Source organism: Denitrificimonas caeni (genome assembly GCF_905120345.1).
GTDB classification, from domain to species: Bacteria; Pseudomonadota; Gammaproteobacteria; order Pseudomonadales; family Pseudomonadaceae; genus Denitrificimonas; species Denitrificimonas caeni_A.
Genome location: NZ_CAJHOA010000005.1, coordinates 176,980 through 198,339, shown reverse-complemented (window position 1 = coordinate 198,339; position 21,360 = coordinate 176,980). Strand labels below are relative to the sequence as shown.

The 21,360-nt window shown below is 47.1% G+C and carries 15 protein-coding genes and 1 pseudogene; 5 read left to right on the top strand and 11 right to left on the bottom strand.

Features of this window, described 5'->3' with window-relative positions; all coding sequences use genetic code 11:
• Positions 1-18: 18 nt before the first annotated feature.
• Entirely contained in the window at positions 19-906 is an 888-nt protein-coding gene (gene prpB / locus JYJ62_RS11040; RefSeq protein ID WP_205342279.1) for a methylisocitrate lyase, read from the bottom strand.
• A complete protein-coding gene (locus tag JYJ62_RS11035; RefSeq protein WP_205342278.1) occupies positions 903-1,625 on the bottom strand; it encodes a GntR family transcriptional regulator in 723 nt (240 codons plus the stop codon). Before JYJ62_RS11035 ends, prpB begins: the two co-directional genes overlap by 4 nt.
• 326 nt (positions 1,626-1,951) lie before the next feature.
• Here JYJ62_RS11035 and JYJ62_RS11030 point away from each other — a divergent pair, with 326 nt between their 5' ends.
• The 4 genes from JYJ62_RS11030 to pabB all read left to right on the top strand — a co-directional run bounded on the left by JYJ62_RS11030 (position 1,952) and on the right by pabB (position 6,439).
• On the top strand, positions 1,952-2,509 hold the full coding sequence (locus tag JYJ62_RS11030; protein WP_205342277.1) for an ATP-dependent zinc protease: 558 nt from the start codon (positions 1,952-1,954) through the stop codon (positions 2,507-2,509).
• 5 nt (positions 2,510-2,514) lie between these two features.
• Positions 2,515-4,041 carry an inactive transglutaminase family protein gene (locus tag JYJ62_RS11025; RefSeq protein ID WP_205342276.1) on the top strand — a complete coding sequence of 509 codons (1,527 nt, stop codon included), beginning with the start codon at positions 2,515-2,517 and terminating at the stop codon, positions 4,039-4,041.
• Between the two features lie 4 nt (positions 4,042-4,045).
• On the top strand, positions 4,046-5,032 hold the full coding sequence (locus JYJ62_RS11020) for an alpha-L-glutamate ligase-like protein (protein WP_205342275.1): 987 nt from the start codon (positions 4,046-4,048) through the stop codon (positions 5,030-5,032).
• A gap of 63 nt (positions 5,033-5,095) precedes the next feature.
• Positions 5,096-6,439 carry an aminodeoxychorismate synthase component I gene (gene pabB / locus JYJ62_RS11015; RefSeq protein ID WP_205342274.1) on the top strand — a complete coding sequence of 448 codons (1,344 nt, stop codon included), beginning with the start codon at positions 5,096-5,098 and terminating at the stop codon, positions 6,437-6,439.
• 13 nt (positions 6,440-6,452) lie between these two features.
• On the opposite strand, the gene JYJ62_RS11010 is transcribed toward pabB, so the two are convergent.
• A complete protein-coding gene (locus tag JYJ62_RS11010) occupies positions 6,453-7,346 on the bottom strand; it encodes a GIDE domain-containing protein (protein WP_420042842.1) in 894 nt (297 codons plus the stop codon).
• Between the two features lie 6 nt (positions 7,347-7,352).
• Positions 7,353-7,925 (bottom strand): LemA family protein, encoded by a 573-nt coding sequence (locus JYJ62_RS11005; RefSeq protein WP_205342272.1) that lies wholly within the window; start codon positions 7,923-7,925, stop codon positions 7,353-7,355.
• 299 nt (positions 7,926-8,224) lie between these two features.
• On the opposite strand from JYJ62_RS11005, the gene JYJ62_RS11000 reads away from it, so the two are divergent.
• Positions 8,225-9,169 (top strand): hypothetical protein, encoded by a 945-nt coding sequence (locus tag JYJ62_RS11000; protein WP_205342271.1) that lies wholly within the window; start codon positions 8,225-8,227, stop codon positions 9,167-9,169.
• Between the two features lie 41 nt (positions 9,170-9,210).
• Here the strand turns inward: JYJ62_RS11000 and JYJ62_RS10995 are convergent, their stop codons facing one another.
• From JYJ62_RS10995 to JYJ62_RS10965, 7 genes and pseudogenes are all read right to left on the bottom strand, one after another.
• A complete protein-coding gene (locus JYJ62_RS10995) occupies positions 9,211-10,833 on the bottom strand; it encodes a methyl-accepting chemotaxis protein (protein WP_205342346.1) in 1,623 nt (540 codons plus the stop codon).
• Positions 10,834-11,129: 296 nt separating this feature from the next.
• Entirely contained in the window at positions 11,130-13,397 is a 2,268-nt protein-coding gene (clpA, locus tag JYJ62_RS10990) for an ATP-dependent Clp protease ATP-binding subunit ClpA (RefSeq protein WP_205342270.1), read from the bottom strand.
• Between the two features lie 31 nt (positions 13,398-13,428).
• Positions 13,429-13,767, bottom strand: coding sequence for an ATP-dependent Clp protease adapter ClpS (gene clpS / locus JYJ62_RS10985; RefSeq protein WP_205342269.1), 339 nt, complete (start codon positions 13,765-13,767; stop codon positions 13,429-13,431).
• A gap of 527 nt (positions 13,768-14,294) precedes the next feature.
• The gene (locus JYJ62_RS10980) at positions 14,295-15,314 is read right to left on the bottom strand and encodes a dihydroorotate dehydrogenase-like protein (protein WP_205342268.1); all 1,020 of its coding nucleotides are present in this window, start codon (positions 15,312-15,314) and stop codon (positions 14,295-14,297) included.
• A complete protein-coding gene (gene nifJ / locus JYJ62_RS10975; protein ID WP_205342267.1) occupies positions 15,307-18,912 on the bottom strand; it encodes a pyruvate:ferredoxin (flavodoxin) oxidoreductase in 3,606 nt (1,201 codons plus the stop codon). The genes JYJ62_RS10980 and nifJ overlap by 8 nt, the downstream gene beginning before the upstream one ends.
• 309 nt (positions 18,913-19,221) lie before the next feature.
• Positions 19,222-19,977: pseudogene (locus JYJ62_RS10970) on the bottom strand (acyl-CoA dehydrogenase family protein); the annotation flags it as partial.
• Between the two features lie 318 nt (positions 19,978-20,295).
• Positions 20,296-20,739, bottom strand: a complete 444-nt coding sequence (locus JYJ62_RS10965; protein WP_205342266.1) for a hypothetical protein — start codon at positions 20,737-20,739, stop codon at positions 20,296-20,298.
• Positions 20,740-21,360 lie beyond the last annotated feature (621 nt).

The following is a 21,360-nucleotide window of genomic DNA, read 5'->3' as shown; positions in this document are numbered from 1 at the left end:
TCGGTGATTAACTCGTAGTTAGTTTTTTTTCTGAGCAAACAAAGCGTCTAAGCTCTGCTCAAAAGCGTGGTAGTTGATGCGGTCATACAGCTCCATACGGGTTTGCATGGTATCGATCACATTCTTTTGCGTGCCATCACGACGCACTGCGTTGTAGACATTTTCCGCAGCTTTATTCATCGCGCGGAAGGCCGACAGCGGGTACAAAACCAAACCAACGTTAGCCGCTCTTAGCTCGTCCACAGTGAACAGTGGCGTTGCACCGAACTCAGTGATGTTCGCCAAAATAGGTGCATTAACACGCTCAGCAAACAGCTTATACATATCCAGTTCGGTAATGGCTTCAGGGAAGACCATATCGGCACCGGCTTCAACGCATGCAGCAGCACGGTCTAATGCAGAGTTCAAACCTTCAACTGCCAGCGCATCAGTACGCGCCATAATCACAAAGCTGTCATCGGTACGCGCATCTACAGCTGCCTTAATACGGTCAACCATTTCCTGCTGAGTAACGATTTCTTTATTGGGACGGTGGCCACAACGCTTAGCACCCACTTGGTCTTCAATGTGAATCGCAGCTGCGCCGGCTTTGCTCATTGAGCGAACGGTACGTGCAACGTTAAACGCTGATGAACCAAAACCGGTATCAACATCGACTAACAATGGCAGCTCACACACATCAGTGATACGACGTACATCAATAAGAACGTCTTCTAAACCGGTAATACCTAAATCTGGGATACCCAGTGAGCCAGCAGCAACACCGCCACCGGACAGGTAAATCGCTTTAAAGCCAGCGCGCTGTGCTAATAAAGCGTGGTTGGCATTGATCGCACCGATAACTTGTAGCGGGCTTTCTTCTACAACAGCATCACGAAAGCGTTGACCTGGAGTTGTACGACTCATAATTTACCTCGTAGGGGTTGGACGGTGTTATTGGCACCTTGATAATGACGCTCAACATTGCGTCGTGATGCAGCGATATGACGACGCATCAGTAACTCGGCTAATTCACCATCACCGGCGGCAATGGCATCTAATATACTGTGATGTTCTTTAAAAGCTTGCTGTGGACGATTGGGCGTTGTTGAGTATTGAATACGATACATACGCACCAACTGATACAGCTCTTCAGTCAGCAGCTTGACCAACATTTGGTTACCACTGCCTTGGATAATCTTGTAATGGAAGTCGTAATCACCTTCTTGCTGGTAATAGCCCACTCCCGCTTGGAAGGCCGCATCACGCTCATGGGTGTCGAGTACCGCACGCAGCTCGGCCACTTCGTCAGCCGTCATTCGATGCGCGGCTAAACGACACGCCATACTTTCTAATGATTCGCGAATCTCATACAGTTCGATCAACTCAGAGTGCGATAGCGCAACCACGCGTGCGCCGACATGTGGAACCCTGATTAATAAACGCTGCCCTTCCAAACGATGGATGGCTTCGCGTAAGGGACCGCGACTGATACCGTAGGTGCGCGCCAGCTCAGGCTCAGAGATTTTACTGCCTGGCGCGATATCACCACAGACAATCGCCGCCTGGATACTACGAAACACCTGCTCAGACAGGGTTGCAGAATCACTGCTGATAAGTGCTGTTTCTTCAAGAAGCTCTGGCACAGTGTCGACACCTTTATTCAGTCAATGGCTGAAAGCTACCTTCGAGACCCGCATATGTCAACAAAACCAACAACATTGTCGACAATCTTCAGACCAAGGTCGAATAATGGAACGTATCAGCATTTAAAACGTCCATCTATCTACTCAGCGCAACCACGCACTAGAAAACAGCTTACATACGGATTACATGGTTATTTTTAGCGTTGCCGATTAGAATACGTCGCCACGGCTGCTACATTCTCCCAAGTAAGTCCTGAGTGGGGTTACGCCCGAGCACGTGCCTTGACGACACTGAACAAAATCACATTTTTATATTTGCGAGAATTATGAGATTTTTTAATATTACTGCCTTGTTAACATATTTTTTATTATTACCCACCATGACCTTAGCCAGCGAAGTGAGCGAAAAGAACATCTACGGATTAAATGAGCATGTTTATATCGCTGACATTGATATGCACATGACAGCGAAGCTGGACACTGGCGCGAAAACAGCATCGCTGAGTGCGCGTGATATTGAACGTTTTAAACGTGACGGAAAATCTTGGGTGCGTTTTTATTTAGCGCTCGATGAAACACATGAGCGCGCTTTCGAGTTACCCTTAGCACGCATCAGTAAAATTAAGCGCCGCTCGGGTGATTATGACCCTGAAGAAGATAAAAGTTATACACCACGTCCAGTGGTCAATATGTCGGTATGTATAGGGCGCACGCTAAAAACGGTTGAAGTGAATCTCACTGACCGCAGCACTTTCCAATATCCTTTTTTACTGGGCTCAACAGCTTTGAAAAAATTTAATGCTTTAATTGACCCCAGTTTAAAATATTCTGTGGGCAAGCCACAGTGTGATACCCAAAACATCTCTACCGCCTTTGCTGAGTAATTACCATGCGTTCGTTGACAGTGCATCTAAGAATATTAATCGCTCTATGTATGATCATCGGAGTCTCAGTCACGGCCTATCAGATTTATGTCTTAGGTATTCCTGTTACTGCTGAAGAAACCGACAATCTATGGAATATCGATGCCAAGGTAGAGTTTCGCGCGAACTCGCGTGAGCCGGTCAAACTACAAATGTTTGTGCCGCCGCTCAACCAAGATTACGTCAGTCTCAATGAAAGCTTTATTTCTAATAACTATGGTGTAAGCGTTAATCGTAGCGATGATAACCGCCGCGTCACCTGGTCAGCTCGTCGCGCTAGCGGCAAACAAACGCTGTATTACCGTCTAGTAATGACCAAGCGTTACAGTGGTGAACAAGCCAAAGCCAAAGGCCCTATCTACCGAGAAACCTTGCCAATTGAAGGCGCAGAGAAAATTGCTGCTGAAGCGTTATTAGCACCGATTCGCCAACACTCAGCCGACGTAGAAACCTTTATCAGCGAAGCCATTAAGCGCGTTAATAACACGGCTGATGACAATGTACGTTTGTTACTCGGTGGTGATAACTCCAGTGAGCGCAAAGCCGATGTCATTGATGTCCTTCTATCAATTGCGCATGTGCCTATGCAACGCTTACACACCATCCGCTTGCAGGCTGATATTGCTCAGTCACCAGAATTATGGCTACGCAGTTTTAACGGCGAAAAATGGCTGTATTTTAACCCTCAATCAGGCGAACAAGGTTTGCCTAATGATCGTATGATTTGGTGGTTAGGCGATGAGCCTTTGTTAAATATCGAGGGCGGTAACCAAGCATCTGTCACCTTCACTCTCAATAACAGTGAAATGAATGCGATCCGTTTAGCCCAACTCAGTAACGAAAATACGGATGCCAGCTTTTTAGATTACTCACTGTATGGCTTACCTTTACAAACTCAGCAAACCTATCAAGTCATGATCATGATTCCCCTCGGCGTGATGGTGATTTTGATTCTGCGTAACCTCGGCGGTCTGCAAACACTGGGGACATTTACCCCGGTATTGATTGCTCTGGCCTTCCGTGAAACACAGCTGGGTTTTGGTATTATTCTGTTTACCATTATCACCACTTTGGGCTTATCACTGCGCTCGTACCTTGAGCACTTGAAGCTACAAATGTTGCCAAGGCTGTCGGTGGTGCTGACCTTTGTTGTCGTACTGATCGCTGTTATCAGCTTATTTAGTCATAAACTCGGCTTAGAGCGTGGTTTATCAGTTGCTTTATTCCCGATGGTCATTTTAACCATGACCATTGAGCGCCTATCGATTACCTGGGAAGAGCGCGGCGGCAACCATGCCTTTAAAGTGGCGATTGGTACATTGTTCGCCGCTTCATTAGCGCACTACTTAATGAGCATTTCCGAGCTGGCTTACTTTATCTTCACCTTCCCTGGTGTGCTGTTAATTATGGTGGCCTTTATGCTGGCAATGGGTCGCTACCGCGGCTATCGCCTCACCGAGCTGTTCCGCTTTAAAGCCTTTTTGAAGGACTGATATCATGCTTGGGTTTGGTTTAATTAAAACGTGGCGTGAACTCAGTGCTAAAGGCATTATGGGTATCAATCGCCGTAATGCCGACTACGTACTCAAGTACAATAAACGCAGTCTCTACCCCTTGGTGGATGACAAAATCCTGACCAAAGAGCGCGCTATCGAAGCCGGCATCAATGTGCCCGAAATGTATGGTGTAATTTCTACCGAAAAAGAAATCGAAAAGCTCGATAAAATTATCGGTGACCGTACCGATTTCGTGATCAAACCGGCAATGGGTGCAGGCGGTGACGGCATTTTGGTAATTGCTGATCGCTTTGAAGATCGTTACAAAACAGTCTCAGGCAAGATCATCAGTCACGAAGAAATTGAATATCAAATTTCAAGTATCTTAACCGGTCTCTACTCGCTCGGTGGCTCGCGTGACCGCGCCTTGATTGAGTACCGTGTAACACCTGATCCACTGTTCAAAAGCATCAGTTATGAAGGCGTACCCGATATTCGTGTGATTGTCTTGATGGGCTATCCGATCATGGCCATGTTGCGCTTACCCACACGCCAGTCAGGCGGTAAAGCCAATTTGCACCAAGGCGCCATTGGTGTCGGTGTAGATTTAGCCACAGGTATCACCTTACAAGGAACCTGGCTGAACAATATAATCAACAAACACCCCGACACCAGTAACCTAGTGGCCGGCGTACAACTGCCGGACTGGGATGGTTTTATGCGTCTTGCATCAGGTTGTTATGAGCTATGTGGACTGGGTTATATTGGTGTAGATATGGTTCTGGACCAAGAAAAAGGCCCATTAATTTTAGAGCTTAATGCGCGACCGGGCCTAAACATTCAAATCGCTAATAACGCAGGATTGACGCTACGCGCGCATGCTGTCGAGCATCATATTGCCGATTTAAAACGTAAAGGTATTACCGAATCTGTTGAAGAGCGTATGCGTTTTTCTCAGAATCTGTTTGCCTCCAGCCTACCTCAATAAAATGTGTGAGGCCTCTACGCTAAGCACAGGCATCGTCGCCTGACTTAGCGTGACCCAGTGCTTATGCTAACCTGCCAGCTTTTTCCTCTTAGCTATCATGTTGATCCTGCCTATTATTTCCAATACGTGCATGCGCAAGCAGGCGCGGTTCTCTTGGATTCAGGTCAGCCGATCAGTCAACGCGGTCGTTTTGACCTGATCAGCGCTTGGCCACTGGCAAGCCTTATACCCAACGTCGAAGAAACGCTCGACTCATTTCGTCAGCGCTGCCAAACACTGCTAACACAGCTTGAGCAATGCCAAACACCTCATTGCATTGAACTACCGTTTACTGGCGGTCTGATCGGCTATTTAACCTACGAATTGAATACGCTTGCGCAAGCGACTGACATTGAAGGCTTAGCCAGCGCCACAGTCAATCTATATGACTGGGCGTTGATCACTGATCATCAACTGCAACACTGCTGGTTGATGTGCCACCCCAGCATGTCCACGCAGCGTAGCGATGAACTGTTAGCACTCTTTACAACCACGCCAACCACCCCTAGCACTGCACCCTTTAGACTCACCAGCGTCTTTGAACCTCGTATCACAGCTCAACGCTACTACGCTGACCTCGATCGCGTGCACAACTACATTGCTGCCGGCGACTGTTATCAAGTCAACTATACGCAACGCTTTAGCAGTCACTATCAAGGTGATCCTTGGCAGGCCTATATCAGTTTGCGGCAACAGTGCCCAACTCCATTTGCCAGCTTTATTCGCGTCAATGATAAGCAAGCAATTGTCAGCTTATCACCCGAGCGCTTTATTCAAGTTCGCCAGCGTCACGTAGAAAGCCGCCCGATTAAAGGCACCCGTGCTCGCGCGGTAGCAGCGCTTGAGGATCAAGCTCTAGCGGATGATTTATTAGCCAGCGCTAAAGATCGCTCAGAAAATCTAATGATTGTTGATTTGCTACGTAATGACTTAGGCCGCTATTGCAGCACTGGCAGTATTCGTGTGCCGGAGCTCTTTGCTCTAGAAAGTTATCCCAATGTCCATCATATGGTCAGCAGCGTCACTGGCACTTTAGCGCCACAATACGATGCCCTCGATGTACTGATCGGTAGTTTTCCAGGCGGCTCGATTACCGGCGCACCGAAACGTCGTGCCATGCAAATTATCGAAGAACTCGAAGCCAGCGTACGCAGTATTTATTGCGGTAGTATTTTCTATCTGGATACACGTGGTGAAATGGACAGCTCAATTACCATTCGCACCTTACTGGCCAATCAAGGTGAAATCAGTTGCTGGGGCGGCGGCGGAATCGTTTATGACTCCAATCCAAACGACGAGTATCAAGAATCGATTCAGAAAGTGCGCGTATTGATGAGCACTTTAGAACAGCAGCACCTGGTTAAATAGCAATCGCTTACAGCTACGTGTTGATGATATAGGCTGCGCCAAGCGCACTAGCAAGACACAGAGACGCCGCCAATAGCGCTTGCCAGTAAAAGCGTTTAGCAATGTCATCCTCACCGTAACTGGACAAAATAAACGGCTGGTTTTCTTCTGGCTTACGCAAATAATGCTGCACCGGATCCGCACTGCGCGCACGCTGTAAGCGCTCGGCTTCGATTTTGGCGCTCTGACGCACATTATGCCATTCCTGCTGATCGAGTTGACCATTACGGTCACGATCAAAGCGGCGTAATAAGCCAACATAGTCACGCTTCCATTCACGAATCAACGCGCCTTGACTGGCGAGTAAATCAAAGGCCTCTTGAGCACCGCCACGACTGACAAAATCACCAATCGCATACAGTGGTTCATCGACATGTAAGCGTTGCTCAGTGTAACGATAGCGCTTGGCTCCAAGCAGTAAAGTTTTTAGAAAGTGTGGCTGCAGATGTTTCTGCTGCGGATACCGCTCAGTGCCATACCAGATTTTTTTGGTCATTGGCAGCACCTGCGCACCTTGCGGATCAATCAGACAATCGCCTGTACCATCATTTAGACACAGCAGCGCAGTACTGCTGGCTTTTTCTAGCGACTGCCAGCGAGTATTATCCTTACTGCTGCGCACTTGCTCATCAATCCTAAATGACCACCAGACACACGGTACAGCGCTCAAAGGTGCATTCAACTGCCCTACGCCTTGCTGAAGAACACCGTACAACTCAACATAACCTTGCGCTGCCGAACGTACCTTTGAGGTGGGCGTATCTAATAGGTAACGGGCTTTCTTTAAATTATTAATGCACCACCAGCCGCTGCCTAAACAGACGGTACTGGTTACCGCTAAAAAAACACTAATACCGACAATATCCACAACCACTTAACCAAACAGGCTTTTGATATCAACATCAGCTTTTTCAGCATCAGTAAAGCGTAACAATTCAGCCGCAACAAAATTAAAGTAACGCGCGATAAGCACATCAGGAAACTGCTCAATACGAACGTTATTAAGATTAACTGCTTCGTTATACAGTTCGCGACGGTCAGCAATGCCATTTTCTAAGCCACTGATGCGTTGCTGTAAAAACTGGAAACTTTCGTTAGCTTTCAACTCTGGATAATTCTCTGCCAAAGCAAATAGCTTGCCTAAGCCTGAGCGTAGTCCCGTTTCAGCAGCACCTAGCGCGCCAATATCATGCTGTTCACGCGCATTGGAAACGGCATTACGCGCCGTAATTACGGCATCCAATGTTTGCCGCTCATGTTGCATATATTGCTTACAGGTTTCCACCAGTTTTGGTAGCTCATCGTGGCGCTGCTTCAACAGCACATCAATATTCGACCATGCTTTAGTGACACCATGCTTTAAGCGCACCAAAGCGTTATAGAGGCTCACAGCCCAAGTCGCAAGCAAAACTGCGACAATCAATAAACCCACTAAAAATAAACTCATAGGGTACTCCACTGGCTGTAATGAGAGGCCGCAGTTTAATCGCTCGAGATAGTAGATACTACTGTTTATAAGTAAACCCATAGCCTGCGGTTGATATCTAAAGACACTCGTAATGTGGACGCACGCATTCGTACTGATACGTACAATACACACCGCACTCGCAACCTAAACTGCAGCCTCATGATAAGTAATATTGAACCCTAAAGGTTATCTGCACCTAAGGTGTTAAGCAGCAGTAGCAAAGTATTTTGCTATACTGCATTTCATTTTTTATCTGTTTTAAAACTGGTTTACTGACTATGCGCAATGACACTGACGATGACTTCGATGAACAGCTTAACCCTTCTAGCGGACGAATTGAGCCGCAGTTTAATAGATCAAAAGTAGATATCCCGCTGCTGGATAGTCCTATTGCCTTCTCGGCTCAAGCAGCGGCACCGCGCCGATCGAATAAAGCTCTGGGTGCTCTATCGGCGTTGACCCTTGCTATTTTATGCTCTAGCGCAGTGTTTGGCTGGTGGAGTATGCAACGCATGCAGTTATTAGAGCAGCAACTGATTGCCACACAAGACAGTTTCTCAAAAATAAGTGAAGATGCAGCGGGCCGTATCAACGATATCACCGGCAAGGTCAGTGCGACACAAACCTCAGTTCTAAGCGATAATGAAGCGCTTAAAATGCGTCTAAATACACTTGAAAATAGTGCTGTAGACACTCAAAAAAAACAACACATCAGTTTAGCTGAATACGCTTCACGCTTGACACAACTGACCGGCCAAGTTGCGACACTTAACGAGCGTAGCAGTCGCTTGAGCAGCGCTCTAGAATCGCAGCAGGAAGCTGCAACTCAACGCGATACCATTCTCTCGGCAGAACAATCCAATCTAAGCAAACAACTCGCGACACAGCGCACCGAGCTGCTGCAGTTAGCAGAAAAAACACAGACCCATCAGCAGCAATTAGTTCAACTTGACGAGCTCAAAACACGCTTAAAAAACATCACAACAGAACTCGCTACGCTACAAAATAACAGCGCAGCCAGTGCTGACCTGACTCGATTACAGCAAGATATTCTGATTTTACGCAGTGAACTCGAACAACGCGCAGCTCCAACTCCCGTTGCAGCACCGGCGCGCAACACAGGGCCGTCCTTGGCTGATTTCGATGCATATCGCGCACAAACCAACCGCACTATCAGCGCGTTACAAGAACAAATGCGCACTTTACAAAAAAACACGCCATAGCATGTTTTTTTGTATCTTAAATGCTTAGCAAAGCGGCGTTACTACAACTTAAACTGATTCGCTAACCGTTGTAGTTCCGCCGCTAAACGCACCAACTCCTCACTGCTGTGCGCGGTTTGCGTCGCACCAGTAGAAGTGTTATCAGCAATGCTACTGATCGTCGTAATATTACGGTTGATCTCTTCAGCAACCGCGCTCTGCTCTTCTGCAGCAGTGGCAATTTGTGTATTCATATCATTGATAGTCGCCACCTCAGCCGCAATCACATGCAAGCTTTGCGACGCTTTTTCTACGCAAACAGAGCCTGACGTCGCACGACCTTGGGCACCTGCCATCGCCCCCACAGCGTTGTTTACACCGTGCTGCAAGCGCTCAATCATATTTTGAATTTCTTCAGTCGACTTTTGCGTACGTGAGGCTAACGTTCGAACCTCATCCGCAACCACCGCAAAGCCTCGTCCTTGCTCACCCGCTCGTGCTGCTTCAATCGCCGCATTTAACGCCAATAAGTTGGTTTGCTCAGCAATACCTTTAATAACATCCAAAACCGCACTGATACTGGCTGTGTCAGCTTCGACCTGTTGCACTACAGCTGCAGCACTTTCAATCTCTGCAATTAACTCTCGGATGCCATCAATTGCTTGCTCAGCAACTAAAACACCTGCTTTCGACTCATCATCAGCTTCTTGTGAAGCTTGCGCTGTTTGGGCAGCGTGTCGAGCCACCTCTTGCACAGTGGCACTCATTTCATTCATCGCCGAGGCAACCATATCGGTTTCGGTACGCTGATCCACCACAGCTTTCAAAGTGGTATCTGCGACGCTAGAGACTTGATCAGACACAACATTCAACTGCTGTGTCACGTCAGAAACCGCATGCAAGCTGTGCTTAAACTTAGCAATCATGTGATTAAAAGCCTCGCCCATTGCTCCCACTTCATCATGGGCCTCAATCACCACTGTATGCCTTAGGTCATCATCTCTAGCAATGGCTTCCATGGTATGACGCATGGCATGAATACGTTTAAGTACAGTGCGGCGCACAATGTACATAATCACCACCAGGCCAGCCAGCAACAACAGCAACTGAATGCCTGCGGCAGTCCACAGATTACGCTCGACCTGAGCATCCAATGCTTCTAATGAATAACTGATACGTACCGCTCCCAATACCGTATCTTCAGCCACTTGGTGACACGTTAAGCAATTGGTGCCGCGGTAATTACTTTGAGCATGTATCGGATTAATTACGGTCAATAGCCGTCCATCACTGTTTTCAGTGATGTGCATAATAGCCTCACCAGCCAACGCTCGACGATCCAACTCATCCGCCGGAGCTTGGTGATCGTAACCTGCGCCATACACAGAGGTGACCGCCTCAGTACGAATAATCCGCGCGTCAGTCACGCCAGGTCGCGCGAGGATTTTATCGCGCAACACATTACGCTTCGCCATAGTGCCGGTCAGCATCATGGTATTAATGCTGTCAAAGTAACTGTCTGCTGCATCTTTTGTCTGCGTTTCAACAACGTCTAAAACTAGCTTTTTCTCATTATTAGCAGAGAAAATTAGTGAGGCTGACATCACAACAAAAAAAACTGATAACAAAGCAATATTTATTTTTGTTTGCACTGACATCTGACGTTTTGCTGGCTGGTGACTCATCATGTTTGACCCCAAAACCGCTGAATAAAATGTTCAATAACTGTTTCAGCTAGACAGTTCATACTATTAACACCCCTGAGTATGACTATCGTGCCTAGTGGCTAGGTATCGGCAAAAAGAATAACAACTAAAGGTCTATCGCCCATACTTCCTAAAATAATTGGTATAGACCATCGCCTTAGTGCTATTTTTGACAAATGCACAGTTTATTGACACTAATTTTGTATATCAAGCAGGATGCATGCCAAAGACAAAGTCTCTTGTCTTTGGCAGCTTACTTGAAAGCAGGGGCTATATTATGCAGGTTCTGCGTTACGTTCTTTTACACAGGTCAATACTAAACGCTCGCCATCGACATCTACTTGCGCAATACCACCCTTATCTGCCAGTGCGCCAAATAGAATCTCTTCAGCCAGTGGCCGTTTAATATGATCTTGAATCAAACGCGCCATGGGCCTTGCACCCATATCTTGGTCATAGCCATGCTCGGCTAACCAATGACGTGCCGCATCAGTGACATCCAATTGCACGCGTTTCTCTTCTAACTGCGCTTGCAGCTCGGTTAAAAACTTATCAACAATAGACTGCAAGGTTTGCGGACTTAGGCGGCCAAATTGAATAATGCTGTCGAGACGATTACGAAACTCAGGACTAAAGGTCTTCTTCAACACTGTCATTGCATCGCTACTGTGATCTTGATGTGAGAAGCCCATAGACGCACGGGCAGCTGACTCAGCACCAGCGTTGGTGGTCATCACCAGAATCACATGTTTAAAATCAGCCTTACGGCCATTGTTGTCAGTCAAGGTGCCGTTATCCATCACCTGTAACAACAGATTAAAGACATCAGGATGGGCTTTTTCGATTTCATCCAACAGCAAGACACAATGCGGTTGCTTAGTAATCGCTTCGGTGAGTAACCCACCTTGATCAAAACCCACATAACCTGGCGGTGCACCAATCAGGCGCGAAACGGTATGGCGTTCCATATATTCAGACATATCAAAGCGTACTAAAGCAATACCCAGCGAGTTAGCTAACTGCTTAGCCACTTCTGTTTTACCGACCCCAGTCGGACCGGCAAATAAGAAAGAACCAACGGGCTTATTGGCTGATTTAAGTCCTGCTCTCGATAATTTAATCGCCGTCGCTAAGGCATCAATCGCTGCCTCTTGACCAAATACCGTCAAACGCAGATCACGTTCAAGGTGACGCAACTGCTCTTTATCTGAGCTGCTCACTTGGCGCGTAGGAATACGAGCAATTTTTGCGATCACTTCTTCAATCTGGGTGACATCAATGCATTCAGCGCGCCGGTCTTTAGGCTGCAAACGTTGGAAAGCCCCAGCCTCATCGACCACATCAATGGCTTTATCCGGCATATAACGATCGTTGATGTGTTTGGCTGCCAACTCTGCGGCAGCACGCAAGGCTGCGTCAGTGTATGTAATCTGGTGATGCTGCTCAAAATGCTCTTTTAAGCCCTGCAAAATGCGGTAAGTATCATCCACCGAAGGCTCACTAATATCCACTTTTTGAAAACGACGGGCCAAGGCACGATCTTTTTCAAAAATCTCACGAAACTCTTGGTAGGTTGTCGAACCAATGCAGCGAATTTCCCCAGATGACAACAAGGGCTTGAGCAAATTCGAAGCATCCATCACTCCGCCAGAGGCGGCGCCGGCGCCAATAATCATGTGAATTTCATCAATAAACAAAATCGCGTGCGGACGTTTGCGCAGTTCATTGAGTAAATCTTTTAAACGTTTTTCAAAATCGCCACGGTATTTAGTACCTGCTAGTAGCGCACCTAAATCCAACGAATAGACCACGCTTTTGAGTAAAATCTCGGGAACGTCGCCGTCAACAATACGTCGCGCCAAACCTTCAGCAATCGCGGTTTTACCAACGCCCGCTTCACCAACCAGCAAGGGGTTATTTTTACGGCGACGCACTAGAATTTGTGCCACGCGTTCCAGCTCATGCTCGCGACCAATCAGTGGATCAATACGACCTTGACGGGCTTGCTCATTTAAATCTTGCGTATACGCCAATAAAGGATTCGCAGGTGCGTCCTGCTCACTCTCGCCTGCTTCATGATCCGCAGAGTCTGTCGCTGAGCTGCCACTATCCGAGTCTAAACCATGAGAGATATAGCTGACTACATCAAGACGTTGAACGTTATGCTGTCTCAGCAAGTACACCGCATGGCTATCCGCTTCGCTAAAAATCGCGACTAAAACACTTGAGCCACCGACCTCTTGCTTACCTGAGCTTTGCCCATGGAATACCGCACGCTGCAGTACCCGCTGAAAACCAAGCGTGGGTTGTGTCTCAGCATCTTCAATATTTTCTGCCAAGAGGGGCGTCGTATTCTCAATAAAAGTACGTAAATCATGGCGCAAGGCATCAAGGTTGACACCACAACCACGCAGCACTTTTGCGGCCTCACGATTATCTAGCAAAGCCAATAAGAGATGTTCAACCGTCATATATTCATGACGACTGACCCGAGCATCTTTAAATGCCAAATTGAGGGTGACCTCAAGTTCTAAATTCAACATGGTTTCACCTCATTTTTAGACAGCGTGCCTGCTATGCGTCTTTCTCTATTTCACACAATAAAGGATGATTACATTCGCGTGCATATTGACTAACCTGGTGCGCTTTAGTCTCCGCAATGTCACGCGTATAAATACCACATATTGCATGTCCTTGTTGATGTACGGCAAGCATCGTTTGTGTCGATTGCTCACGCGTCATCGCAAAATAGGTTTCTAACACTTCGACAACAAAATCCATCGGAGTGTAGTCGTCATTCAGCATAATGACACGATACATTGGCGGCGGTTGTAAAGTGGGTTGCGCCGGTGCAATCGCTAAATCGTCGTCGTATTGCTCAAAGTGATCAGGGTTTAATGGATTAACAGTCATCGTGCACTACGCTTTAAATCTCAAAAATTGATATTGCAGTCAATATACTACGCTTTACCTAACTTGGCTCGCAAAGACATTACCGAGATGTCGCTGATGTTTTCGATCGCTGCGAAAAACCCTTGACTATTGATCCACTAAAGTTGCTAGAAAGCTAATGCGCTGCACAATAAAACCAGCAGCAGCTCCACAAGGGTAAATTCTGATAGTTTTTAACGATCTCTAGCGCTGCCGAGGCACTGCTGTCAACCCGTTCCCATAACAATTTAATAATGTTGTCCACATTTTAACGGTTGACTTTTGTAATTGTTATTTTTTCATAAGAATGATTCGTTTTCTCGAGAAAGATTCTTAACGCATTGATTATAAAGACTTTTTTATAGCGTCTGATTTTTCATCAATCTAAGTCACAGCCCCATAACATCGGCTCTGCAGCCATCTACAACCAACTTACCCACACAGTTATCCACAGCTTCTGTGGATAACTGTGTGGGATCTAATAACCATTGAGTCAAACGGTTAATAGCCTAACGCCAAACCCCTCGCGCACTGCGATGGCTTTGCATCACTTGCACATAATTGGCCCTATCATAAGCGCTAGGATCAATCGCTCGATCACGGCAGACGCTGCCTTTCAGTTGCTGCACCGACGCGTACTCATGCTCCGCCATCCACTCGCGTATGCCTTGCTCAATCTCAGCTACTGCCTGCGGACCTTGTTTAAGCAACACACTGCATAAATGGGTAACATCGGCACCAGCCATTAGAGCTTTGAGCGCATCGGCGGCAGTGTGAATACCGCCGGTCACAGCCAGTGATAAATCAACCTTGCCAAACAAACTGGCAATCCAATGCACACGCAATAAGCTTTCATACGAAGACGACAAACTTAAGGTGGGCACCACTTCACGGGTCAACAGATCAATGTCGGGTTGATAGAAGCGGTTAAACAACGACACGCCTTGCGCGCCAGCCTCTTGCAAACTGCGGACAAAATGCCCCACCGAACTGAACTGCGAAGACAGCTTCATGCTAATCGGCAAGGTGACATGCTGTTTTAGCTCACTAAGCACATTAATGTAACGCTCCTCAACCTCAGCACCCGACTCAAACACATCTGCAGCGACATAGTAGACATTCAGCTCTAGCGCATCTGCACCAGCATCTTGCAGCTGCTTACCGTAACGCGTCCAGCCTTGTGTCGACACTCCATTGAGGCTGGCAATCACTGGAATCGCCAGACTACTTTTTAGCGTCTGAATATGCTCTAAGTACTCATCCAGCTCGCTGCGATACAGCGCATCATCCGGTACCGGTAGGAAACTGGCGGCTTCGCCAAAACCAATGTCTTGTTCATGCAAGAACCGCGCGGCAGCAGCTTCGCTCGCCAAAATACTTTCTTCAAACAGAGACGGCAAAATTAGCGCACTGGCACCGGCATCTTCGAGTTCTCGCGCACTATCTAAAGTACCGGTCAAGGGTGATGACGACGGCACTAACGGATTTTTTAGTTTAAGACCTAAATATTCAGTGGATAAATCAATCATCGCCTGACTCCTTTTTCTCGAGATCCGCCGCGCCAGGTAAATCCGCTAACGACTGATAATGGGCAAAACGAGCAATCACATCATCTTGTGCTTGCTTCTGATAGATCTTCGCCGCTTCTGGATAGGTACGATTGAGCATACTGAAACGCGCTTCAGTGGAGCTGAAATCAGTGTAATCAATCGATGGTGCTGCAGAATCTAAACGCAATGGGTTCAAACCTTTTTCAGCACGGGCCGGCTCATAACGAAATAACGGCCAGTGTCCACTTTTCACCGCAAGATTTTGCTGACGATGGTTATGAGTCAAGTCGACACCATGGGCAATACACGGTGAGTAAGCAATGATCAGCGATGGGCCATCATGGGCTGCGGCATCAATAAAGGCGCGCAGGGTTTGCGTATCTTTCGCGCCATAAGCCACTTTGGCGATATAGACATTTTCATAGCCCATGGCAAGCATGGCCAAGTCTTTTTTCGCTGTAGGTTTACCGGCATTAGAGAATTTCGCCACCGCACCGCGCGGTGTGGCTTTAGAGGTCTGGCCACCCGTATTGGAGTACACCTCAGTATCCAGCACTAAGATATTGACGTTACGCCCCGAGGCAAGAACATGATCGAGTCCGCCATAGCCAATATCATAGGCCCAACCATCACCGCCAATAATCCACACACTACGCACTACCAGCTGTTCAGCGACAGTCAGCAACTCTTGCGCGCGCGCCTGTTCTGGCATTGCGGCCAAACGCTCTTTTAGCTGCACAACACGCACACGCTGCTCAGCTATTTCTTGCTCAGTATTTTGCTCAGCGGCGAGTAAGGTATCGACCAACTCAGCACCAATACTCGCGCGCAGCTCAAGCAACAGCTCTTGCGCATAAGCTGTTTGCTGATCAATAGCGATACGCATACCTAAACCAAACTCAGCGTTATCTTCAAATAATGAGTTATTCCAAGCAGGACCACGGCCCTCGGCATTCACTGTCCACGGCGTAGTTGGCAAGTTAGCACCATAGATCGATGAACAACCGGTAGCGTTAGCAACCACCATGCGATCGCCAAATAACTGCGTTGCCAGTTTTAAATACGGTGTTTCACCGCAACCCACACAAGCACCAGAGAACTCGAATAAGGGCTGCAGCAACATCGCACCTTTAATCGTCGTCTGCTTAATCGCACTACGATCGTATTCAGGTAACGCCTCAAAGAAACGCCAGTTCGCTTGCTCTTGCGCGCGAATCGGTTCAATCGGCTGCATATTCAGCGCTTTATGCGAAGCATTGGACTTATCACGAATCGGACAAATATCCACACACAAACCACAGCCAGTGCAATCATCCGCTGAGACTTGATACATCATCACATGATCTTGCGGGTAATCACGTCCCAACGCGGGATGCGATTTAAAGCCTGGCGGTGCATCTTCAACAAAAGTTTTCGGCACCAACTTACTGCGAATTGCCGCGTGCGGACAAACCATCGGGCATTTACCGCACTGGGTGCACAGCTCTGCATCCCAAACCGGAATTTCCAAAGCCAATTTACGTTTTTCATAGGCCGCACTGCCCAATGGGAAGCTGCCATCCACCGGCATCATACTCACCGGAACACGATCACCTTCACCGGCAATTAAGCGCGCGGTGAAACGACCAATAAAGTCTGGAGCATTATCATCCACCAACGGCGGACGCTCAAAAAGACTGGTAACTTTGTTGGGTAGCGGCACTTCATGCAAACTGGCTAACGCGGCATCAATCGCTTGGAAGTTAAAATCAATAATGCTCTGCCCTTTGCTGCCGTAGGTGTTTTGCACCGCTTGTTTAATCGAGGCAATCGCCTGCTCGCGCGGCAAAACACCTGAGATGGCAAAGAAGCAGGTCTGCATAATAGTATTAATGCGCTTACCCATATTTGCTTGCTGAGCAACGCTGTAGGCATCAATGCAATACATGCGAATATTCTTCTCAAGCAGCTGACCTTGCATACGCCGTGGGAGCTGGTCCCAAACCTGATCGGGGGCATAAGCAGTATTCAGTAAAAACACCGCACCCGGCGCGGCCTTATCAAGCATTTCAAAACGCTCGATAAACTGCGGCTGATGGCAGCCAATAAATTGCGCCTGATGATCACCAATTAAATAGGTGGAACGAATGGGTTGCGGACCAAAACGCAAATGCGACACGGTCATAGCGCCAGACTTTTTCGAGTCATAAACGAAATAACCTTGCGCATATAAATCTGTAGTTTCGCCAATAATCTTAATCGTATTTTTATTAGCACCAACCGTACCGTCCGAGCCTAAACCATAAAACAAAGCTTGCACTGATTGTTGATGCGCATCGGTATGAAAGTGCTCATCCCAAGCTAAACTGGTATGAGTAACATCATCATAGATACCGATGGTAAAACCATTCTTCGATTGCTCACGTTGCAGCTCAGCAAAGATCGCCGCAACCATGCCAGGGGTAAATTCTTTCGAGGATAAACCGTAACGCCCGCCAATCACTCTTGGCAGCTCAGCAAAAGGACTCGTGCCTTGCATCTGTGCTTGCGCCAGCGCAGTAATCACATCTTTATATAAAGGCTCGCCATCAGAACCTGGCTCTTTAGTGCGATCGAGTACCGCAATGTGTTTGACGCTGCTCGGCAAAGCGGCCAATAAAGCTTGCGCATCCAGTGGACGGTAGAGGCGTACGCGTAACAGACCAACTTTTTCACCCTGCGCCTGCAGATGATCCACCGTCTCATGCACGGTTTCTGCGCCAGAGCCCATGATAACAATCACCCGCTCGGCATCGGCAGCGCCGTGATATTCAAGCAGTTGATATTGACGACCGGTTAACTGCGCAAACTGATCCATCAGTTGTTGCACTAATTTTGGAAAGGCCAAATAAAACGTATTAACCGTTTCCCGTCCTTGGAAATACACATCAGGGTTTTGTGCAGTACCGCGCAGCACCGGATGATCAGGACTCATCGCGCGAGCACGGTGTGCATATAAAGCTTCTGTGGAAATCATTGCATGCAACACATCATCGGCAACCGCTTGGATTTTAGCCACTTCATGCGAAGTACGAAAACCATCAAAGAAGTGCAACACTGGCAAACGGCCAATTAAAGTGGCCGCATGGGCGATCAGCGCAAAGTCCATCGCCTCTTGCACTGAGCCAGCGCAGAGCATGGCAAAACCGGTTTGCCGCACCGCCATCACATCACTGTGATCACCAAAAATCGACAAAGCCTGACAGGCCAAAGAACGCGCTGCCACATGAATCACCACAGGCGTCAGCTCACCGGCGATCTTGTACATATTGGGGATCATTAGTAGCAATCCCTGCGAGGCGGTAAAGGTGGTGGCTAAACTGCCCAACTGCAAAGCACCGTGTACTGCACCAGCCGCACCACCTTCACTTTGCATCTCCACGATATGCGGCACAGTACCCCATAAATTGGTACGCCCTTGCGCCGACCATTCATCCGCCCACTCGCCCATGGCTGAGGCTGGGGTAATTGGATAAATCGCACAGACTTCACTGAGTCGGTGCGCAATTGTCGCTGCTGCTTCATTTCCATCAATCGTCAACCAGCGGGTTGTTTGCATGTTGAGCTCCTTATTTAACGCAATCGCACATAGCTATGAGCAACATTATCAAATTAGTTTAACTAAGCAACAGGAAACAGCCTTGTCGCAGGTCAACAGGCCTTCTTAGCGGCTAAAAAAAACCGTACTAAGTGACTAGATACACCCTGAGATTGGCGACAATCTGCGATACTTAATAGCGCAGTAAAGATTTTCTGGCTTATATTTTTCGGATAAAGCATTAAGCTTGCTGCGTCTTCAATAAAATCAGAATCGCTATTGAACTGTGCGGCTCTGTGGGATTAGCGCTGCCAATCCCGCCGTCAAAATTTAATTACAAAACGCGGGAATATCAGTTTGCGCACGACCCAGAATCAACGCATGCACATCGTGGGTACCTTCATAGGTATTCACCACTTCGAGATTAACCAGATGCCGAGCCACCCCATACTCATCGCTAATACCATTGGCACCAAGCATATCGCGGGCTAAGCGGGCAATCTCCAAGGCTTTACCGCAATTATTGCGTTTAATTAGCGAAGTGCCTTCGACTGCAGCGATGCCTTGATCTTTCATCTGGCCAAAACGCATCACCACTTGCAGCCCTAAAGTGATTTCCGTTTGCACATCAGCTAATTTCTTTTGAATCAATTGATTGGCGGCTAATGGACGACCAAACTGTTTACGGTCCAAAGTGTATTGGCGAGCGGTATGCCAGCAAAACTCCGCAGCGCCCATTACACCCCAAGCAATGCCGTAGCGGGCACTGTCCAGACAAGTGAAAGGACCACGTAAACCACGAATCTCTGGAAAAGTGTTTTCTTCGGGAACAAAGATATTGTCCATCACGATCTCACCAGTGATCGACGCGCGCAAACCTACTTTGCCATGAATCTCTGGCGCGGATAAACCTGCCCAGCCTTTCTCTAGAATAAAGCCACGAATTGCACCAACATGACCTTGTGCCGAGCCCCAGACCACAAAGACATCGGCAATCGGGCTATTAGTGATCCACATTTTTGTACCGCTCAGACGATAACCGCCCTCCACTTGCTACGCGCGCGTCAACATACCGCCAGGATCGGAGCGCCTGTCCAACAGCTAACAGCTGCTCTAAGATAAATACTGTGACACGCAAAGCTTTTTTGCAGAGCATCGTCTGTTACAGCAATGCTAAAGAGTGATATTGCAGGCTGGAGTGGATCCATCTCAGCCAATAACGAGTCTGCGTATTTTATGTAGCCCAGCTTAATGCACCGATAGGTCTTGAGGCTTTAGCCACGACCAATTTTTATAAGATATGTTTAACTGTAAACAGACTAATAGCTGACTATAACAGTCCAAGGCAGAAGGATTGTTAATAGCAGCTTTACTCATGAAAAAACTGCTATTAATGTGAGGAGATTAGTACTGTCTATCGATAAAATAAAATTCCGCACCCGTTTGTTTTATCGCCTGCCCTATTTTAGTTCGCTTGCTGTCTTTATTCGAATAAACGATTTGCACTCCAGTTAAATCTAGCTCTTTCACGGCATTAGCAATAACTGCATAGTCCAGTGAAGGATTATCACCTATCATAAGAGCCCAATTATTTTCTGTGTGTTTCAATTCTATTAATATATCTCTTAACTGCTGTGCATGTGCACCACCGCCTAAACCAATAACCAGTTGATCAGGTAAAACACCATGACTTGGAATGTTAATTATCGTTACTTCAGGCTCTACGTCACCTGAGCTCATTGCCACAACTGTTAACGCCTCTTGGTAAATATCAATATCTTTTTTCTTACCAGCAACTGTGCAACCACTTAACACTACGATTAAAAAAACTATTGCTATTTTTTTCATATTTTTCATCCTTGAAAATTACTTCCGCTAATATAACAAACATTAAGGCGGAGGGTTATTAAAGTCCATTCTTTCGCAGGCAGCCGGATTCGGCGCAGTATCTTTACAAAACTGATAATCTCTCTTCCTCTTACAGTAATCACTATTAAGTCTTCTTTCAGTGCTTGGTGTAGGTATTTAGACACTTGGTTGGCAATAAGACAGGTTCAATTCAGCCGTGCTTTGCATATTGTGCGAGACTCTCTATACCTAACCACTTGGATCTTACAACGATGAACAGTTAGTTGCAGCTAATAATAATTTTTTAGTCATAATCAAGGTACCCCACACGTTGGCCAGTGAATATTATAACGAGTACATCCCTCTATATATTGATAGCTTTTTTCAGCATGCAACGCTGCACCTCGGCATGCTGCCCCGCTAAAATCTCATTATTTATATGTGCATCCTCACCAAGATTAAAAGCATGAACATCTTTATCCTCTAAAGCCCAATAATAACACGGGGAAAATAATTTCGTACTCTTCCATCTAAATAATATCGTGTGTTAGTACTGCGACTTTATTAACACTAAGTGATACATCAATAGATAGTTTTAATTATTACTTACTAGCAATAGCT